We start from the raw sequence: 17,025 nt of genomic DNA, 5'->3' as shown, positions 1-17,025 counted from the left end.
CATAGGTTTTGTTTAAAATCATGTTGCAAAATTCCGCTATCACAAGATTAAAAACTTTGACCTGTGTCAAAAAAGGAGGTTTATAACTTAGATTTTAAGCGGCTAAGAGTTTCCTGAGAAATATTAAGATAGGACGCCACCATTTTATTGGAAAGCCTGCGTACAACAATTGGATTTTCTGCCAGCAGCTGGCGGTATTTTTCCAATGCATCCTGTATGAGGAATGACATCAGACGTCTGGTATTAGTTATATATGCAATTTCAAGATAAATTCTGTAAAATTTCTCCCACTGCGGAATAATCTCCAATAGATGGTAGAAATCTTTATGGCTGATGTAGAAAACTTCAGTAGGCTCTACCGCCTGTATAAACTCTTTAGATTTTTCAGCTGTAATAAAACTTACTAATGCACTGGCAAACTGATTTTCAAAAGCAAAGTAACGTGTAGCTTCCTGTCCTTCTTCATTGATAAAGAAAATTCGCAGACAGCCTTTGGTTACGAAAAAAGAACGCTGACTAACCTGCCCTTCAGCAAGCAATAATTCATTTTTTTTAAGCTTAATACATTTAAAGTAAGTGAGAATAGTATCCAGCTCTTCCTCTGTTACCGATATTTTACTTTTGATATATGATATGAGTAATTCGTTCATGTAATTATCCTAAATAAGGTCAGCAGACAAATGTAATAAAATTAGAAAGACATTGCTGCACTCTGTAAGTTTCCTGTTTTTATGAATTTAAAAATCCCTGCCGGAATTATACACTCTGACAGGGACCAACTTTAATAGATTTTCAAAAATTATATATACTAAGTTATCTGATGCATTTTTTTTGAAACAGATAAAAGCTAATTTTAATGATAAATACCTACAGAAACCCTTTAGGCGGGTTCTGTAAATATTCTGTTATTAATTAGTTTCAGTTCTTCAAATCTTCAGATGCTTCATCTTCTGAAACTCCTGCCTTCCAATAAGAACAAGCATACATTTCACGGGGATTCCAGCCCTTATCTGTTCTGTAATAGCTGCGCAAATCTTTTACTGTTGCATATTCTGCAGCGATATACACATACTTTTTCAGATCATCATCCGGAAATTCAAATGCCCTTACCTGTTTTGCCAGATCACTTCCCTCCTCAGGAGCCTGGTTATATAACCATTCCGTTTCTACACTGGCTGCAGAACACAACATCAGCTCATCTTCTTTTGTGGGGACTTCCAGAAAAACCTTTGCTTTTGCTTCTGCAGGAAGCTGCTCCAGGATAACGCTAATAACAGGTAAAGCCGTTGCATCTCCTGCCAGCAAATAACAATCTGACTCCGGAACCAGTGGCCTTAAACTTTCTTTCATTCCGATTCCCAGATGATCTCCGGCTTTTGCCTTCAATGCCCATGCAGATGCAGGACCATTATCACCATGTGCTACAAAGTCAACGCTAAGCTCATTTTTCTCCAAATCTATTTTACGGTTGGTATAGGTTCTTACTATTGTTTCCCGTCCATCATTACCCACCGGAATAAATATCTTATTATTGGATCCAGGTCTTACACCGGCCAGCAATTCTGACTGTTCATCATCCATATTAAATACGACACGGATAAGATGTGGTGTAATATATTCTTTATGTTTTACTGTAAATACAGACCGTATCTTTTTAGTTATTTTCTGCTCCATCATTTAAGTAAGTTTTTATTTGATATAAGTTCTGTCATAATTATTACGCCAGCAAAGATCACCACATCGAAACAGATAAACATTGATCTGAGTCAAAAAACGAACAGCATCTGTATTTTTCTATTTTAGATTACAATGGATCTATTGATACTACACCTTCAGAGATTCTACCTCATGATAAACCGTCGTTGTCCAGAAATCCAGTTCCTGTTCTTTTTTCCGTATTTCTTCTAGCTCATATTCTCCTTTACGATAGCATTTCACAAGCTCCTTACGCTGAAAATCTATGAGTTCCAATTCTATTCTGAAATAGGTTTCCCGCCATTCTTTCTTTGCCATAACATCTGTATTTTCAGCATTGTTTCCGAAGAGTTCTAATTCTTCCTTTTTTAGCTTTTCAACCATTGTAGCAATAATATCTTGTGACATTTCATCCTGAGGATGCATGGTCTGTAGACAGGAAAGTGATTTTTCAATTAAAAGGATATTCAGTTCCTTTTCATACTGCTTTTCTTCCGAAGCGGGTTTAATCAACTTTATCAGTTTAGGTAATGTAAGTCCCTGTATAAGCAGGGTAAAAATAATAACAACAAATGATACAAATAATATAGTACTCCGTTGTTCTATAAGTACACCATTATTAGTATACAGGGGTAAAGCCAAAGCAGCGGCCAGTGACACTACCCCACGCATTCCCGACCAGGACAGAATAATATATTCCTTGCGAAAGCGTGGCAGCAAAACATCTTTATAGCCGTTTTTCTTTCCGGAAAACACGGGAAAAGTAAAGGTTATCAACAACCGGATCAATATCAAAATGCCAAACATCAACAAACCATAAAGAATAAGAACAGGAAGCTCCGAATGTGGTATATCTGCAACAATCTGTGGCAGCTGCATTCCGAGGATAAGGAATACCAAACCGTTGAGGATAAAAATAATAACATCCCAGAAATGCCCCATCTGAATCCGGCTTACAGAACTAAACAGGGAAAATGAATTCCATGAAAGAAACATTCCAAGAGCTACTACAGCCAGAACTCCCGAAGAATCCAGATGTTCTGCCAAACTATAAGTGGCAAACGGTAACAGAACAATGGCAAAAGTTTCAGTATTGCTGTTACCATTCAGAAAACGGTGTATCTTAAGAAAAATAAAACCGATTGACAGCCCTATAATAATCCCTCCGAGGCTAATGCTGACAAACTGTACACCTGCATTCCAAAAAGAAAACACCCCGCTAAGCACTGCCGTAACAGCACATTTATAAGCTATTAGCGCGGAAGCATCATTCAGAAGGCTTTCTCCTTCCAGTATGGTTATTAGTTTTTTAGGAAGCAGCAAATCTCTTGTTATACTGGTTGCTGCTACTGCATCTGGCGGCGATATAATGGCACCTAATATAAAAGCCAGCGGCCAGGTAAATCCGGGAATAATACTATGGGCAACAACAGCAATAACTGTAGTGGTAATAAATACCAGTCCTACTGCCAGCAAAGATATTTTTGGCAACTCTTTTTTGAAATCCGGAATAGAGGTATTCCATGCAGCATCGAATAAAATAGGTGGAAGTACGACATAAAAAATCATCTCCGGACTCATATCTATAGATGGTATCAGTTGGGTAAGACTTAATAACAATCCTGCCACTACCAATAAAATAGGCAATGCCAGTTTCAGCCTGTCTTTTACCGAAATAATAACAATAAGAATAATAGAAATCCAGATAATTTTTTCAAGTTCTGCCATACACAAATAATTATGCCGCGAAATTAGACAGCTCTGACAGCTAAAACTATGATCTGGATCAAAAAATAAAAGAGACCTATTTTGGGATATGGTCTCTTTTATACGTTTCTTCAGCATTAGCAACACCGAATGTCTTATGCTGAAATAAATCTATTAGTGAGGTGCTTAGTTTTTTAATGCTTCAATACGTTGTTGAAGATCAGAAAGAGAGGCATAACCTTGTTCGATAACTTTATACTTACCATTATTTTCTACCAGCATAGTAGGGAAAGATTGTGCAAATTGTACAGCTTTCTGAAAGGTATTTTGGGTTTCCCGTCTGGCTTTATCAGAGTGAAAGTAATCAAGAAATGTTTGCTCATCGATCCCTAAATCTTCTGCAACAGAAAGATAAGTTTCATCCAGATTCAAATCTTTTCCAAAATAATACCTTGCTTTTTGTACTGCTACCATAAAAGGAACTGTTAATTCAGGAGCTATATTCTGTATGGTCACAATAGCTCTTGAAGGGATTTCGCTGTCCAATACTATTTCCTGTTTCAACAACTCTCTGTAGGCGTTACCAAACTCTATTCCGGTGTGTTCTTCAACTGCTGCATCGTGACGCAGAAAGAAACTGACCATTTGTGGCGATTGTCCTCGTACGTTTTCACCAACCCACATTCCGCCGGGAAGAATCTCAAATTTTATTTCGTTTTTATACTTTTCAAACAATTCCAGTACATTGTCTGAGTTACCATAACACCATCCACAAAGTGGATCCATTATATATATTAGTTTCATCATTTTGTATTTTTAAATTGTATTCTGGCTCCTATAACTGACAAAACAAATTATCAGGAAACTCAGTTTATTTATTGCATTGCATCCGTTACAGTTTTGCTGTCTACAAACTGTTCAAACTTAACAATTTTACCATGCTCCAGATGCCAAATGTGTGCTACTCTTGCCACAAAAGCTTTGTTAGTCACTTTATTTATTCCTGTATAAGTTCCGAAAGCCACTACTTTGTTATCACTGGCCACATAATCTTCCGGTGTGAATTTGTAATCAATCCATTCGCTCCCAAGACGGCTGAAAACATTTTTTGTAATTTCCTCCAGACCTGTATATGTTCCTGCATACGGGAAGCCTTTTGCTTCAGTCCATTGTACATTTTCTGCAACATGAGCGGCTAATGCTCTTCCGTTTTCTTCCGAAGTTTTTCCTTCGTAAGTGCTTTTTACAATTTCTAAATTGGTCATAGCTGTATTATTTTTTGAATTACAGCCTGATAACAGAAATATAACTATCAGGCTGTAGATTATTGATTTCATATGATCCCGTTACCATTTCATTTCGCCGGTGTTCACTTTTGCACCAATCTGAAGGGCAGTTTCAAAAGTAAGCGCAGGATACTTTGCTTTGATCGTCTTGATTAATGCTTCTGAAGTACTGTTGGTTTTTAGCGCTTCTTCATAGAAAAGAATATAATCTTTGGTGTGCTTCACAGATGTTAAATCTGTTGGATCTGTCAATTTTCCGTGTGCAGGGATTACTATTGACGGTTTCAATGCAATAATCTTATCCAGCACTTTAATCCAGTTAGAACGGGCTTCCGGTGTTTGCGCATCTGCCATCCAAAGGTTGAAAGAGTTTCCGAATACATTGATACCGCCAACAACTGCTTTTGCAGATGGAATATATACAAATGTTCTGGTCGGGAAGTCTTCTAAACCTGTAATTTCCAGTTTTTCACCTTCCAGCTCAATGCTGTTTCCTTTTAATACCTGTGGCAATACTACATTACTGGTCACTGCTACCCCCAGCTGTCCGCCCCATACATCCAGCTTTTTCTGTGCCGTCTGCGCTATTGCTTCTACTACCTTAGGAGTTGCATAAGCGGTTACTCCGGGAAAATGTCTTTTGAAAACTTCCAGACCGAAATAAAAATCAGGGTCATTATGTGATATATATATCGCTTTAAGGTTTTTACCTGATGTTTTAATTTTTTGCGCAACTGTTTCCGCATCTGCTAATGTGAATTGTGCATCTATTAATACTGCGTCTGTTTTGCCTGATACAATTACAGATGCAACACCAAAGCTATTTTCTGAAGCATTGAATACATCCAGATTAAATTTACCGGCCTGAATTGTTTTAAAATTTTGTGCTTTACCTGACATAGTGAATAATGTTAAAATTGTGAATAATGTTGTTTTAAATACTGATTTCATCATTGTAAAATTATGATTTTTAATAACTTGCCGCCTTTGAACTAGTTCAATAAATTAATCGCCGTTATCTTTATAAACTCTACAGTCTGTATAGTAAAGCTACTGTACTAAGAAAGAATAAAGTGTCAATAATTTATGGGTCCGTAGATGCTTTATATTTTATTTACAATGCAAAGTTCAGCATCTGTGTTCTCTAAAACATTGAACAAGTTCAATAAATGAAAATGGTAAAATCAGGAGGGGTATCTAAAAAGAAATGCGTAACCGTATATTATGATACCAGTTAACGGAAACTTAGTAACAAGAGAAATGCTTTCGTTACTGGGTTTTATTAATGGTTAAAAACCAATCACAATTTTATTTACGGATCACCGTCTTTCTTCTTATCTTACTCAAAAACTCGTGACTAATTCCAAGATAGGCCGCAATCTGTAAATTTGTGAGTCTTTGATTAAGTGAAGGGTATTTTTCAATAAAATCCAGATAACGCTGATCGGCTGTTTTACTTAGGTTATCTATCATCCTGCGTTGTAAAGTGGTATGTGTTTTTTGTGTCATAATACGGAAAAGCTTCTCTACCCAGGGGTAATTTTCATAAGCAAAATCTTTATCCGTTTTCGAGATTAAAAGTACCTCGCTATCTTCAATTGCTTCTATAAAAAGCCGGGAAGGCGTTTGATTGGTAAAGCTGTCGATATCGGTAAGCCACCAGTCTTCCATTCCGAAATATAAAATCTGCTCAGCTCCTTTAATATCAATATGGTATATCTTAAAAAGACCTTTTGTTACAAAAGCTTCAAATTTACATACTTCATCCTCCCTCAATAAGAAATCTTTCTTCTTAATCGATTTTGAAGTAAAAAGATTACAAAACTTAGCTATATCAGCCTCAGAGCTTGCTATATTTCGCGATATATTGAGATGGAGTGCTTCTATCATAGATTATTTGATTATTGAGCAGTATAATACAAAAATATTAAAAAAGTAATGCTATATCTATACCTGTAAACTGATTTATGATGATTGTTTTTTTATACTAATTATCTAACAACAAACCATGTAATTCTTTTGATTACATGGTTTGTTGGTTTAAAAATTCAGCTTTAAACTGGATGGTATTCTTTCTATTTCTTTATAAGTTCCACCCTTCTGTTTTGGGCTTTTCCTTCCTCAGTATTATTATCTGCTATTGGACTTTGCTGTCCAAAACCTTTTGCTGATAAACGATCCTCAGCAATGCCTGCCTTGGCAATCTCTCCTTTCACAGACTGAGCTCTTGCATCAGAAAGTTTCAGATTGTGATCAGCATTACCAGAGTTATCCGTATAACCATTAATGGCAATTTTTAATGTCTTATCAGTGTTCAGAACTTTTACAATTTCTTTTACCGCATCGGATCCGTCAGGTTTAAGAGTAGCCTTATCGGTATCAAAATTAATATGAAGTACCGCTTTTCCTTTTTCATCAAGCTGCTTCTTTATCTCATCAGATTTTACCAAAGTAATAGTTTGTTTAAAACCTTCTTCCTGTAGAATATTAATTTTCCCACTGGCACTGTTGCCTGTTAGCTGAATAAAGATATTGCCCTGATCTTTACGTCTGATCACATAGACTTTAATATTTTCCCCGGCATATCCTACATCACCATCTTCACCAAGATTTGTTGCTTGTTTGCTATACTTTTCGTATTCTTCGTTGGTAATTTGGCCATCAAATATTTTAACACCACCTACAGCTGTAATAGCTTCGTCGAAGCTTTTCTCGAAATATGGCAGCGCCCATTGCTCGCCGCCTCCCTCTTTAACAACAACATTTGCTTTCCAGACTTTTCCTTCAAACGGAGTCATTACACCACCTATTGGGAAAAATACTTTATCATATTTCTTTTCTATAGGTTTATTCTGTGAAACAAGTCCTTCGGGCATATTGAAAAATGGAAAGTCGCCAATATTTTTATCCGATACAGGAACGGCATCAATATTAAATGTCGAAGACATTGCTTGTGAAGTATTTTTTTCTTCTGTTTTTATACTATCCTGTGTTGCATTGCTATCCTCTGCTTTCTTCTTGTTGCAGGAAAGTATAAATAAAGACATTGCTGCAATCGCAACTCCGGTTGTCATTTTTTTCATGTTTGTTATATCTGTTTAGGTATTATTCGCTGATTGTTTTTACTTTACTTCCAAATATCTTAAATTTTTATTGATAGTGAGGATTCTAGGCTTTTTATTTTTTTTCTGAATATTAAAAATTCTACGATTGTGCATAACAGATAAATTATTGAAAAACCCAATAAGCGTATTAGAAAGCTCTCTTTGTATTGATAAAGATCTATCGGAATGCTAACCATTAAATAGATAACGCAAAAGATTGGTATTCCTGAAAATGTCAAAAAAGACAAAAAATAATTATTCCTGATTTTCTCTACCAGATTTAGGAAAAAAGTCAAAGAACTGAAAACCATTACCACCAGATAGATCATTGAGAAACCAAGGCTTAGCAATATATCCATCATGTATAAGATTGTATCTAACCAGGTTTCACCTGCTTGTTTGGTTTCCATTACAGTAATTCTGTAAAGAATAAATAACAGAATACTGATCAGAAGATTAATCAGCCAGAATTTCAATATAATTTTTTTCATTTCTTATTAGACAGCTATTTTCATAATTCTTTGTTTCATGCAATTTGTGGCCATAGCTATTTTCTCAGAATCTTCTCCATACTCTTTCCTTTCGCCAGTTCATCTATCAATTTATCCAGATAGCGTACTTTCTGCATCAATGGATCTTCAATTTCCTCTACCCTGTACCCGCAAATAACCCCCGTAATTTTTGATACATCCGGATTAATCTGTGGTGCATGGCCGAAAAAATCTTCGAAGTTGGTTTTCTGATCTATATGCTGCTGTAAGCTTTTTGCATCATAACCTGTAAGCCAGAATATAATCTCATCTACCTCAGCTTTTGTTCTCCCTTTCTTTTCAGCTTTCTGAATGTAATGCGGATATACACCGGCAAAGGACATTTTGTATACTCTTTCGTTATTACTATTCATTTTATGGGTTATAATTATATTTATACAATTACAGAGAAGGACTAAAAATACAAAACTTTTCAACTCATAACCGGAAAAAATGAATAAATTAAAGCTCTGATTTTAAGTTTAATATTTCTATGCCGGATCTCGATATTCGTTTTTTGTCAATTCCTGTAATATTTTATCTCTCAAGTGTTTTCATTACTTGTTTTTCTGCTTTTCTTATTCTTGGAAAAGCTAAAAAACAGACTGCGGATTACTTGTTGGCAGTATGGTTCTTTATTATAGCAATACATCTTGTTTTTTTTATCTTATTCTATTCCGATCAATTTTCCAATTTCCCACATCTTCTTGGAATAGATATTCCTATACCACTAATACATGGTCCAATGTTGTATTTATATATTTTATGCCTTACAGGCCGGCAACCTAATAAATACAAATGGCTGTTGCATTTTGCACCTACCATTCTAACCTATATTTACCTTATAAATTTTTTCATGTTGCCCCCTCAGGAGAAGATCCATGTATATGAATATGGTAGTACCGCCTACAGATTCTTCCGAAAAATCATCATGGTAATCATTATTCTATCCGGTATTTTGTATGTTATACTCAGTATTAAGGCAGTCCGTCAATATAAAAGTCAAATCTCCGACCTGTATTCCAATACTGAAAAAATTAATCTGAACTGGTCTTATTACCTTATCACAGGTATTGCGCTAATTTGGATCGCAGTAATTATAAAGAATGAAACTCTAATCTTTACATTGGTTAGTTTATTTATCCTTGTAGCTGCCTACTTTGGAATCAGTCGTGTTGGTATTTTAGAATTTACGCCCAAACAATCTGATGCCCCTGAAGAAAAACAAACCGAACAGAACGATGACATTATTGCTGTAAAATATCAGAAAAACTTTGTGGGAGAAAATGCAATACAGGACACCTATAAAAAGTTAACATATCAGATGGAGTATGAAAAGTTGTATAAAGATCCGGAACTCAATTTGAATCAAGTGGCAGTTTTATTGGATGTTCATCCGAACATACTCTCACAAACAATCAATTCTGTTGAAAACAAAAATTTCTACGACTATATAAACCAACATCGGATTGAAGAATTTAAAAGAATTGTGGTATTACCAGAAAATCAAAAGTTCACGATTCTTTCTTTAGCTTTTGAGAGCGGGTTCAATTCCAAAACTTCTTTTAATCGGAATTTTAAGAAATATATGGATTGCTCACCAAGAGAGTTTATAAAAAATCAGAATATGAATAGAGAATAATTATAAGGGTACCAAAAGACACAAATATGTGATAAGTACCAGAGAACCAATATTCATAAAATACGTTCCACCTTTCATTTCGGAACACTTGGAACCTTTATAATCCTCATTTTTACAAAAAAATTAAATAGCCTGCTATGAGGAAATTCTTATTTGTTATCGTCAGTATTTTTGCTCTTCTTATCGGAATCTATCCGTTTATGTATGCTTTTGTAGATCACAAACATACTTTTCTGGGGTCTAAAACTCCGGAAGTTCTTCACAATATTATCTGGCAGCTGTCATTCTACAGCCACATTATCTTTGGGGGATTATCGCTTTTTATCGGATGGCGGCAGTTTGGTAAAAAGTTCAGGGACAAACATATAAAACTACACAGGAATATCGGAAAACTATATGTAATATCGGTTATTATAAGCTCTGTTGCCGGAATTTATATGGGATTTTATGCCAATGGCGGTATTATATCCGGAACCGGATTTATCTTACTGGGACTCATCTGGTTTAGTACAACAGTTATGGCTTTATCACAGATCAGAAAAGGAAATATTATACAACACCAGCAACTGATGACCTATAGCTATGCCTGTACTTTTGCTGCCGTTACACTCAGATTATGGCTTCCACTATTAACCATTATAACAAAAGATTCAGCACTCTCCTATCTGGTAGTAGCATGGTTAAGCTGGGTTCCAAATCTTATAGCTGCGTATTTTATTAACAGAAAAACATTTATCATCAACAGGGCAAAAACCATCTAATTAGCTGTATTGGAATGAGTTCCAAAGTATCTGCAAAATAAACTTGTATCATTAAAAATGAATGCGCACTTTCATAGAGCCATTTAACATTTAGCCCAGCAATATTCCGTCAAACTGGTGTTTATAATTGTAAGATCTTTTTTGGATTCATCTGTATTATCAATAATGAATAGACCTTTGGATTTAGATACAGGATCTATTTGGTATAAATTGTAAGCATTATCTAAAGTTAAGAACCGGAACAAACTACTTTAATTAAAAATTGTACACCTGTAAAGAATTTGAATCCTTAGAAATGTAAAAAACATTACAAATTTAACATTAATGCTAATAAAATGCATTTTATTCTAAGTTTAATAGTTATACTTTTGTATATGGCTTAAATATTATAGTAATCATCAATCTTCTAGAAATATTAAGTATTTTGTTTACAAATAATATTTCAATTAAAACAGAGTTACACGTAAGAGTTTTTTGCATTGGGCCATTTAAAATTTAGCTATTCTCTTAAACTCTCAAATAAAATATATTTCAGTATTTACTCTAAATTTTATAAAAATGAAAACAGATCTTTTCTTAGAAATCGACAATTACATTAGTGGTTTACTTGCACCTGAAGACCAACCATTAAAGGACACAATTAAATCTCTGGATGCAGCAGGACTTCCTCAGCATAGTGTTTCTGCCAATCAGGGAAAATTTTTGCAGGTAATGATGATGGCCTGCAATGCAAAAAAAGTTCTGGAATTAGGGACTTTGGGCGGTTATAGTACGATCTGGATTGCACGTGCTTTACCTGTAGATGGTAAAGTTATTACAATAGAAGTTGATCCATCTCACGGAAAAGTAGCTCAACAAAATATAGATAATGCAAATCTTTCAGATAAAGTAGATCTAAGGGTTGGTAGAGCATTAGATATCTTACCTCAAATAATAAAAGAAGAGGATGAAAAATTCGATATGATTTTTATTGATGCTGATAAACCTCCTTATACAGAATACTTTAACTATGCATTACAATTATCGAGACCTGGCACCATTATTATTCTTGATAATGTAATCAGAGAGGGACAGGTTCTTGACAATGAGAGCAAAGATGAAAAAGTGCAAGGTGTACAGAGATTGAATAAACTATTAAGCAATAATAAAGATGTTACTGCTACCATACTACAGACTATTGGTTCTAAAGAACATGACGGGATAGCTATCGCTGTTGTTAATAATAAATCTTAATAAATTTAATAGATAAAGAATCATTTTAATTTTTTCAAAAACAAAATAAAGCTCTTCAATTAATTTGGAGCGCTTTATGTGTTACAAGTACAACTTATAATGTTTGTGTACTATGTACGAAATTTTAAAATGTAAATCTATTTTTCATTTTTTCAATTCCTCTAGCTCCATATCCACAGACCCGATATGAAGAGATAGCTTTTTCATTTATCAAAGAATCTTAGCTTATTTATTTGCAGGTTGATAAATATATCTATAATTTGAAAGTTAAATCAAAAAGAATTTTATTATGAAAAAATTACAACAACTTTCAAGAAATGATCTTAAAAATGTAAAAGGGAGTGCAGCGTGCAGTATGTGGTATAATCATACAGCTTCTTGCGGGGTTAGTTATGGTTTGTGCTTTGATAACTATACAAGCATAGACGATATGCAAAAGGCTGTCGATGATCTGGATAAAATTAAATGCTAAAAATTTTTATTTTTTTCAGTTATTTTATTATGTTAAGTCACTATATATAGAATTGTTTTTTATATTTACAGACCAACCAAATAAATATTAATCTTATGAAAAATTTAAAGAAAATTTCCAGAGACGAATTAAAGTCTGTATTAGGCGGAGTCGGTGGTTATAAACCTCCGTATTGTAAACCTGGCTACCTCATGGTTTGTGAATCTATAGGTGTCTGTGCTGAAGAATATGAACAATATGACTGCATTTGTCACTGTATTCCTGTAACAAGACCATAACATTAGCCCTCATTATTGAGGGTTTTTATTTATGTTATAAGCACAAAATCCTTTTAAAATTATAGTATTCAAATCTGCTCTATTGATTGTTGCTAAAGCATAGATTAAGAATACATTCAATATAAATCACTTTTAAGTGAATAAAATACATTATATTTGCCCTACACCAAATAAATATAGTATTATGAAAAATTTAAAGAAGATTTCCAGAAACGAACTTAAATCTGTTGTAGGTGGTGTCGGTCCTAATGAAGCTCTTCCATTTTGTACAAAGCCAAGACAAATAGAGCTTTGGGAAATGCAATGCAGTCCTTTGGATACCGAACCATGTTATGCAGCAGGTTGCAGAATGAAGTAATTAAAACAAGCAGCTGGTATTTTTATCAGCTGTTTTTATGTTTACCTTCTACATCAAACTTCTCTGTTTTTTAAAAACATAAATATTTTAACAACTAAGTCACTTTTAAGTGAATAAATATTATATTTACACTTTAACCAAATAAATAATTTATTATGAAAAAGTTATCCAAAAAAGATTTAAAAGTTATCAAGGGAAGTGGTGAAAGGGGACAATGCAACACATCCAATGACTGTAGACCTGGTGGGAACTATGCATGTTGCTTTGGGGTTTGCCAAAAAACTACAGAAATGGAATATTTACCTGAATGTACTGAGTTTTAGAAAAGGATGCAATAGCGTCCTTTTTTATTACTTATATAATTCCACACTCTAGTATTTCTCTAAAACCCTAATAAAAATCAGGTTTTTAAGGTGAAATAAAGTTCTCACACTGTTTAGAATTATTACAAATAAAGCTATATTTGTAATTTATTTATTTTTAATAAGACTAAATAGTAATAAAGAATGCAACAGACAGATAAAAAGAAGTCTAAAGGTACATTTAAGAAATATGTTCTGAAAGTCCATTTGTGGCTCGGTCTCATTACAGGCATTATAGTACTCGTAGTTTCTCTTTCCGGAGCATTTTTCGTTTTTAATGAAGACATTACTGCTGTAATGCGAAAGCAACACATCTTTCATGGAGAGAAAGATATTCAGCACAAGAAACCAATCCCAATACACGATTTAAAGGATATCGTTAACTCTCAACTGAAAAACGAAATCGTAAAAGCAGAAGAGGTTACCATTCCTATAGATCCTGCCCGTTCCTACGAATTTGGTTTGATTAAAGGGAACCCCGATGGCTGGAACTACTTCAACAACATTCTTATTTATAAAAACGTTTATGTAAACCAATATACCGGCAAGGTACTGGCGGTATATGATATAAAGAAGAATCCTTTCTATTTTTGCATGGAATTACATCGTTCCTTGCTGTTGAGCAATAAAATCGGTGGTACTATTGTAGGTACTTCTACAATTATATTTGTGATAATGCTGATTACAGGGATTATCTTGTGGTGGCCGAAGAATAAAAAAATGCGCAAACAACGCCTTTGGTTCCGCTGGGAGAAAGTAAAAGGCTGGCGACGCAAGAACTACGACGTACACAACATTCTTGGTTTCTATGCGTCTTTTCTCGCTGTTATTGTAGCTATTACCGGTATTATGTATTCCTTCAGGGTTACCCAGATGTGGTTATATGTCTTACTGAATGGTTTTTCCTCGGCTACACCCGATTACAGTCAGTACAAAACAACTGCACCGGAATCTGTAGAGACAATAACGACTATAGACCGTATTATAGAGCAGGTCAAAACTCATTATCCAAAAGCCTACTCGTTTGGGCTCGACCTGGAAGATCACGCGGAAGCAGATCACAAACACGATAATCTGAGTGTCCGCATCAAGGAAAAAGAATTCACTTACGGAGAATCCTCTTTGATGATTTTTGATGAACATTCAGGAAAACTTCTGTTCAACCGTCCACACAAGGATAAGTTAATGGCTCAGAGAGCTACCGATGCTACTTATGATCTGCACGTCGGTGCTTTCTTCGGCTTTCCCGGAAAAATTCTGGCATTTATCATGAGTCTTTTCTGCGCCTCACTACCAATAACAGGATTTATAATCTGGTGGGGCCGGAGAAATAAAAAGAAACCAACAACCTAAATTCACTATTATGAAGAAGCACTATATATGGTTACCTTTAATGGCAAGCCTGAATGCCTATGGACAGACAGAAAGCCAAAACGATTCGCTGCAAACGGAGAAGACAGCAGAAATTAGCGGTGTCGTAGTTAAAGGTAGCAGCAAAGCAGTTTTTCAGCAGAAAGCTGATAAAATGATTTTTAATGTAGAAAACAGTGTATTATCCGACGGAACTACGGTATTGGAACTATTAGGAAAAACACCTGGTGTAGTAGTTTCGCAGGAAGGTGAACTCTCCTTAAGGGGCAAAAAAGGGGTAAGCGTAATGATAAATGGTAAACTCAGCTCTTTGTCAACAAAAGAACTTGCCAATCTGCTGCGCTCCACTAACTCCACACTGGTAAAGAATATAGAGATTATTGCCAACCCATCGTCCAAATATGATGCTGCCGGAAATGCAGGCATCATTAACATCGTCATGAAAAAAAGCTCGCTGGAGGGACTTAGTGGCAACTATTATCTGAACGGCGGCAGAGGCCGTAAAAACAGAATCAATACAGGGCTAAGTCTGAATTATACTCACAAAAAGCTATCCCTGCATGGGGATTACAGCTATACTTTCCGCGGGGAAGAAGAACGGAAGAATTTTAATCAGGTTTTTTTTGTTGAAAAAAATCCACAGACAGTTACCAGAAAAACGAACCAAAGTTCAGTAACCAACGAACCTTTAACCTCTAACAACTTTAAGTTCGGTATGGATTATGCTTTTAGCGATAAGACTACTATCGGCGCCTTATTTGATGCTAAAATAGGAAGGTATGAAGACTTTTCCAGAGGTGAAAACAGAATATTTCAGCCTGTGGACAATCTGTTTGCCCACATACTCTCTAATAATAAAAGCAAAGAAAACTGGTATGATTATACATACAACCTAAAAGGTACACACATCTTTAACGATAAAAATTACAAAGTAGATGTAGATTTGGAATACGAAACCTCGCGTTTTACTTCCCGGCAAAATCAGATTTCGGATGTACTGGTCAACCAGGGAACAGAGCCATTCAGCAATAGAATGGGGAATATCGCTTCACGACTAAAAGTTTTTAATGCCAAAGCAGACTTCAGTCTTCCATTCAGCGAAATGCACAATCTGGAAACCGGGCTGAAATCTACCATTAAATCTAACAATAATCCGTCTCAGTATTTTATACAACAGGGACAGGACTGGATAAATGATGATAAAGCAAGCAATGAATATGCTTATAAGGAACAAATCCATGCGCTTTATGCTGATTATAAATTAAGTTTGACGAAATGGACATTTCAGGCAGGACTAAGAATGGAAACAACCCATACAGATATCAACCAGAAGACATCGCAGGAACGCCGCAAGAGGGATTATACCAATCTTTTCCCTAGTGCATCGGTAAGATATCAGCTTAGTGATAAACACGAGTTTTATGCTTCTTATAGTAAAAGAATCAACAGGCCTAGCCATTTTGATCTGAATCCATTCCGGTTTTACGATGACCCTTTCAATTACTGGCAGGGAAATCCAAACCTGAACCCGGAGTTTACACATGCCACAGAGCTAGGTTATACCTGGGGTAAATACATTATAGCATCGGCCTACTTTAGTGTAACAAACGATGTAATGACGGAAGTGTATAACTACCAGCAAGACACAGGAATCCTGGTAAAAACCCAGGAAAACCTCAACAAATCTTATGTATATGGCACAAATATAACAGCTACAACAAAGCTTTATAACTGGTGGTCGCTTACCTCCATGCTGAATGTATTCAACAATGAGTATAAAGGCAATTATCAGAACACAACGATCAATAGTTCTCAGCTGGCTTTTACATTGAATGCACAAAACAGCTTTACAATTGTTAAAGGCTTAAAGGCTGAAGCTAATGCTCAGTATTTTTCGAAATCGAATATAGGCTTATATATCCGGGATGCTTATTTCGATCTGACACTGGGTGTCTCCAAGACACTTCTAAAGGATAAAGCAACGCTAAAACTGGCGGTAACGGATTTACTAAAGACCAACAATTACCGTGTAACAGGAGATAATTTCAGTTCTGTTATCCGGCAGAAATATAATCTGGACAGCCGTGTGATAACGCTATCCTTCAATTACAAGCTTTAAAATACCAAATCATAAAAAGCTATCTGACAGCTGTAAATGACCGGAAGAATTCTTTCGGTCATTTTTAATTCAATGATTAACCAAACCATACTTGTCACTCTGAGCTT

General features: G+C 35.2%; 18 protein-coding genes. 8 read left to right on the top strand and 10 right to left on the bottom strand.

Features of this window, described 5'->3' with window-relative positions; genetic code table 11:
- Positions 1-80: 80 nt before the first annotated feature.
- The 10 genes from AYC65_RS01935 to AYC65_RS01890 all read right to left on the bottom strand — a co-directional run bounded on the left by AYC65_RS01935 (position 81) and on the right by AYC65_RS01890 (position 8,696).
- Positions 81-650 (bottom strand): Crp/Fnr family transcriptional regulator, encoded by a 570-nt coding sequence (locus AYC65_RS01935; protein ID WP_034871479.1) that lies wholly within the window; start codon positions 648-650, stop codon positions 81-83.
- A gap of 268 nt (positions 651-918) precedes the next feature.
- Positions 919-1,677, bottom strand: a complete 759-nt coding sequence (locus AYC65_RS01930) for a siderophore-interacting protein (RefSeq protein ID WP_052114796.1) — start codon at positions 1,675-1,677, stop codon at positions 919-921.
- 147 nt (positions 1,678-1,824) lie between these two features.
- Positions 1,825-3,423: a Na+/H+ antiporter gene (locus AYC65_RS01925; RefSeq protein ID WP_034871480.1), complete on the bottom strand. Its 1,599-nt coding sequence runs from the start codon at positions 3,421-3,423 to the stop codon at positions 1,825-1,827.
- Positions 3,424-3,588: 165 nt separating this feature from the next.
- Positions 3,589-4,209 (bottom strand): DsbA family protein, encoded by a 621-nt coding sequence (locus AYC65_RS01920; RefSeq protein WP_234300220.1) that lies wholly within the window; start codon positions 4,207-4,209, stop codon positions 3,589-3,591.
- Between the two features lie 68 nt (positions 4,210-4,277).
- Positions 4,278-4,667 carry a nuclear transport factor 2 family protein gene (locus AYC65_RS01915; protein WP_034871482.1) on the bottom strand — a complete coding sequence of 130 codons (390 nt, stop codon included), beginning with the start codon at positions 4,665-4,667 and terminating at the stop codon, positions 4,278-4,280.
- 81 nt (positions 4,668-4,748) lie between these two features.
- Positions 4,749-5,588 (bottom strand): MBL fold metallo-hydrolase, encoded by an 840-nt coding sequence (locus AYC65_RS01910; protein WP_234300219.1) that lies wholly within the window; start codon positions 5,586-5,588, stop codon positions 4,749-4,751.
- 408 nt (positions 5,589-5,996) lie between these two features.
- The gene (locus AYC65_RS01905) at positions 5,997-6,578 is read right to left on the bottom strand and encodes a Crp/Fnr family transcriptional regulator (RefSeq protein ID WP_052114797.1); all 582 of its coding nucleotides are present in this window, start codon (positions 6,576-6,578) and stop codon (positions 5,997-5,999) included.
- Between the two features lie 185 nt (positions 6,579-6,763).
- Positions 6,764-7,771 carry an OmpA family protein gene (locus AYC65_RS01900; RefSeq protein WP_034871484.1) on the bottom strand — a complete coding sequence of 336 codons (1,008 nt, stop codon included), beginning with the start codon at positions 7,769-7,771 and terminating at the stop codon, positions 6,764-6,766.
- Positions 7,772-7,830: 59 nt separating this feature from the next.
- The gene (locus AYC65_RS01895) at positions 7,831-8,283 is read right to left on the bottom strand and encodes a hypothetical protein (RefSeq protein ID WP_034871485.1); all 453 of its coding nucleotides are present in this window, start codon (positions 8,281-8,283) and stop codon (positions 7,831-7,833) included.
- Between the two features lie 56 nt (positions 8,284-8,339).
- Positions 8,340-8,696, bottom strand: coding sequence for a DUF2200 domain-containing protein (locus tag AYC65_RS01890; protein WP_034871486.1), 357 nt, complete (start codon positions 8,694-8,696; stop codon positions 8,340-8,342).
- Positions 8,697-8,815: 119 nt separating this feature from the next.
- Here AYC65_RS01890 and AYC65_RS01885 point away from each other — a divergent pair, with 119 nt between their 5' ends.
- From AYC65_RS01885 to AYC65_RS01860, 8 genes are all read left to right on the top strand, one after another.
- On the top strand, positions 8,816-9,964 hold the full coding sequence (locus AYC65_RS01885) for a helix-turn-helix domain-containing protein (RefSeq protein WP_034871487.1): 1,149 nt from the start codon (positions 8,816-8,818) through the stop codon (positions 9,962-9,964).
- Positions 9,965-10,101: 137 nt separating this feature from the next.
- Positions 10,102-10,725, top strand: a complete 624-nt coding sequence (locus AYC65_RS01880) for a DUF2306 domain-containing protein (RefSeq protein ID WP_034871488.1) — start codon at positions 10,102-10,104, stop codon at positions 10,723-10,725.
- A gap of 558 nt (positions 10,726-11,283) precedes the next feature.
- Positions 11,284-11,958 (top strand): O-methyltransferase, encoded by a 675-nt coding sequence (locus AYC65_RS01875; RefSeq protein ID WP_052114798.1) that lies wholly within the window; start codon positions 11,284-11,286, stop codon positions 11,956-11,958.
- A gap of 289 nt (positions 11,959-12,247) precedes the next feature.
- Positions 12,248-12,430: a bacteriocin-like protein gene (locus AYC65_RS01870; RefSeq protein WP_034871490.1), complete on the top strand. Its 183-nt coding sequence runs from the start codon at positions 12,248-12,250 to the stop codon at positions 12,428-12,430.
- Positions 12,431-12,525: 95 nt separating this feature from the next.
- Positions 12,526-12,708, top strand: coding sequence for a bacteriocin-like protein (locus tag AYC65_RS20670; protein WP_108721184.1), 183 nt, complete (start codon positions 12,526-12,528; stop codon positions 12,706-12,708).
- 184 nt (positions 12,709-12,892) lie between these two features.
- On the top strand, positions 12,893-13,066 hold the full coding sequence (locus AYC65_RS20665; protein ID WP_157877511.1) for a bacteriocin-like protein: 174 nt from the start codon (positions 12,893-12,895) through the stop codon (positions 13,064-13,066).
- Between the two features lie 506 nt (positions 13,067-13,572).
- Positions 13,573-14,781 carry a PepSY-associated TM helix domain-containing protein gene (locus tag AYC65_RS01865; RefSeq protein ID WP_034871491.1) on the top strand — a complete coding sequence of 403 codons (1,209 nt, stop codon included), beginning with the start codon at positions 13,573-13,575 and terminating at the stop codon, positions 14,779-14,781.
- 10 nt (positions 14,782-14,791) lie between these two features.
- Positions 14,792-16,918 carry a TonB-dependent receptor domain-containing protein gene (locus AYC65_RS01860; RefSeq protein WP_034871492.1) on the top strand — a complete coding sequence of 709 codons (2,127 nt, stop codon included), beginning with the start codon at positions 14,792-14,794 and terminating at the stop codon, positions 16,916-16,918.
- Positions 16,919-17,025: the final 107 nt, after the last annotated feature.

Origin of the sequence: Elizabethkingia bruuniana (genome assembly GCF_002024805.1) — a bacterium.
Classification (GTDB): Bacteria; Bacteroidota; Bacteroidia; order Flavobacteriales; family Weeksellaceae; genus Elizabethkingia; species Elizabethkingia bruuniana.
The sequence above is the reverse complement of the archived record's forward strand: the minus strand, read 5'-3'. Positions and strand labels throughout refer to the sequence as shown.

Bases quoted from the DNA above. Each gene is read 5' to 3' on its own strand.
- AYC65_RS01935 (WP_034871479.1), bottom strand. From the start codon at position 650: ATGAACGAATTACTCATATCATATATCAAAAGTAAAATATCGGTAACA.
- AYC65_RS01930 (WP_052114796.1), bottom strand. From the start codon at position 1,677: ATGATGGAGCAGAAAATAACTAAAAAGATACGGTCTGTATTTACAGTA.
- AYC65_RS01925 (WP_034871480.1), bottom strand. From the start codon at position 3,423: ATGGCAGAACTTGAAAAAATTATCTGGATTTCTATTATTCTTATTGTT.
- AYC65_RS01920 (WP_234300220.1), bottom strand. From the start codon at position 4,209: ATGATGAAACTAATATATATAATGGATCCACTTTGTGGATGGTGTTAT.
- AYC65_RS01915 (WP_034871482.1), bottom strand. From the start codon at position 4,667: ATGACCAATTTAGAAATTGTAAAAAGCACTTACGAAGGAAAAACTTCG.
- AYC65_RS01910 (WP_234300219.1), bottom strand. From the start codon at position 5,588: ATGTCAGGTAAAGCACAAAATTTTAAAACAATTCAGGCCGGTAAATTT.
- AYC65_RS01905 (WP_052114797.1), bottom strand. From the start codon at position 6,578: ATGATAGAAGCACTCCATCTCAATATATCGCGAAATATAGCAAGCTCT.
- AYC65_RS01900 (WP_034871484.1), bottom strand. From the start codon at position 7,771: ATGAAAAAAATGACAACCGGAGTTGCGATTGCAGCAATGTCTTTATTT.
- AYC65_RS01895 (WP_034871485.1), bottom strand. From the start codon at position 8,283: ATGAAAAAAATTATATTGAAATTCTGGCTGATTAATCTTCTGATCAGT.
- AYC65_RS01890 (WP_034871486.1), bottom strand. From the start codon at position 8,696: ATGAATAGTAATAACGAAAGAGTATACAAAATGTCCTTTGCCGGTGTA.
- AYC65_RS01885 (WP_034871487.1), top strand. From the start codon at position 8,816: ATGCCGGATCTCGATATTCGTTTTTTGTCAATTCCTGTAATATTTTAT.
- AYC65_RS01880 (WP_034871488.1), top strand. From the start codon at position 10,102: ATGAGGAAATTCTTATTTGTTATCGTCAGTATTTTTGCTCTTCTTATC.
- AYC65_RS01875 (WP_052114798.1), top strand. From the start codon at position 11,284: ATGAAAACAGATCTTTTCTTAGAAATCGACAATTACATTAGTGGTTTA.
- AYC65_RS01870 (WP_034871490.1), top strand. From the start codon at position 12,248: ATGAAAAAATTACAACAACTTTCAAGAAATGATCTTAAAAATGTAAAA.
- AYC65_RS20670 (WP_108721184.1), top strand. From the start codon at position 12,526: ATGAAAAATTTAAAGAAAATTTCCAGAGACGAATTAAAGTCTGTATTA.
- AYC65_RS20665 (WP_157877511.1), top strand. From the start codon at position 12,893: ATGAAAAATTTAAAGAAGATTTCCAGAAACGAACTTAAATCTGTTGTA.
- AYC65_RS01865 (WP_034871491.1), top strand. From the start codon at position 13,573: ATGCAACAGACAGATAAAAAGAAGTCTAAAGGTACATTTAAGAAATAT.
- AYC65_RS01860 (WP_034871492.1), top strand. From the start codon at position 14,792: ATGAAGAAGCACTATATATGGTTACCTTTAATGGCAAGCCTGAATGCC.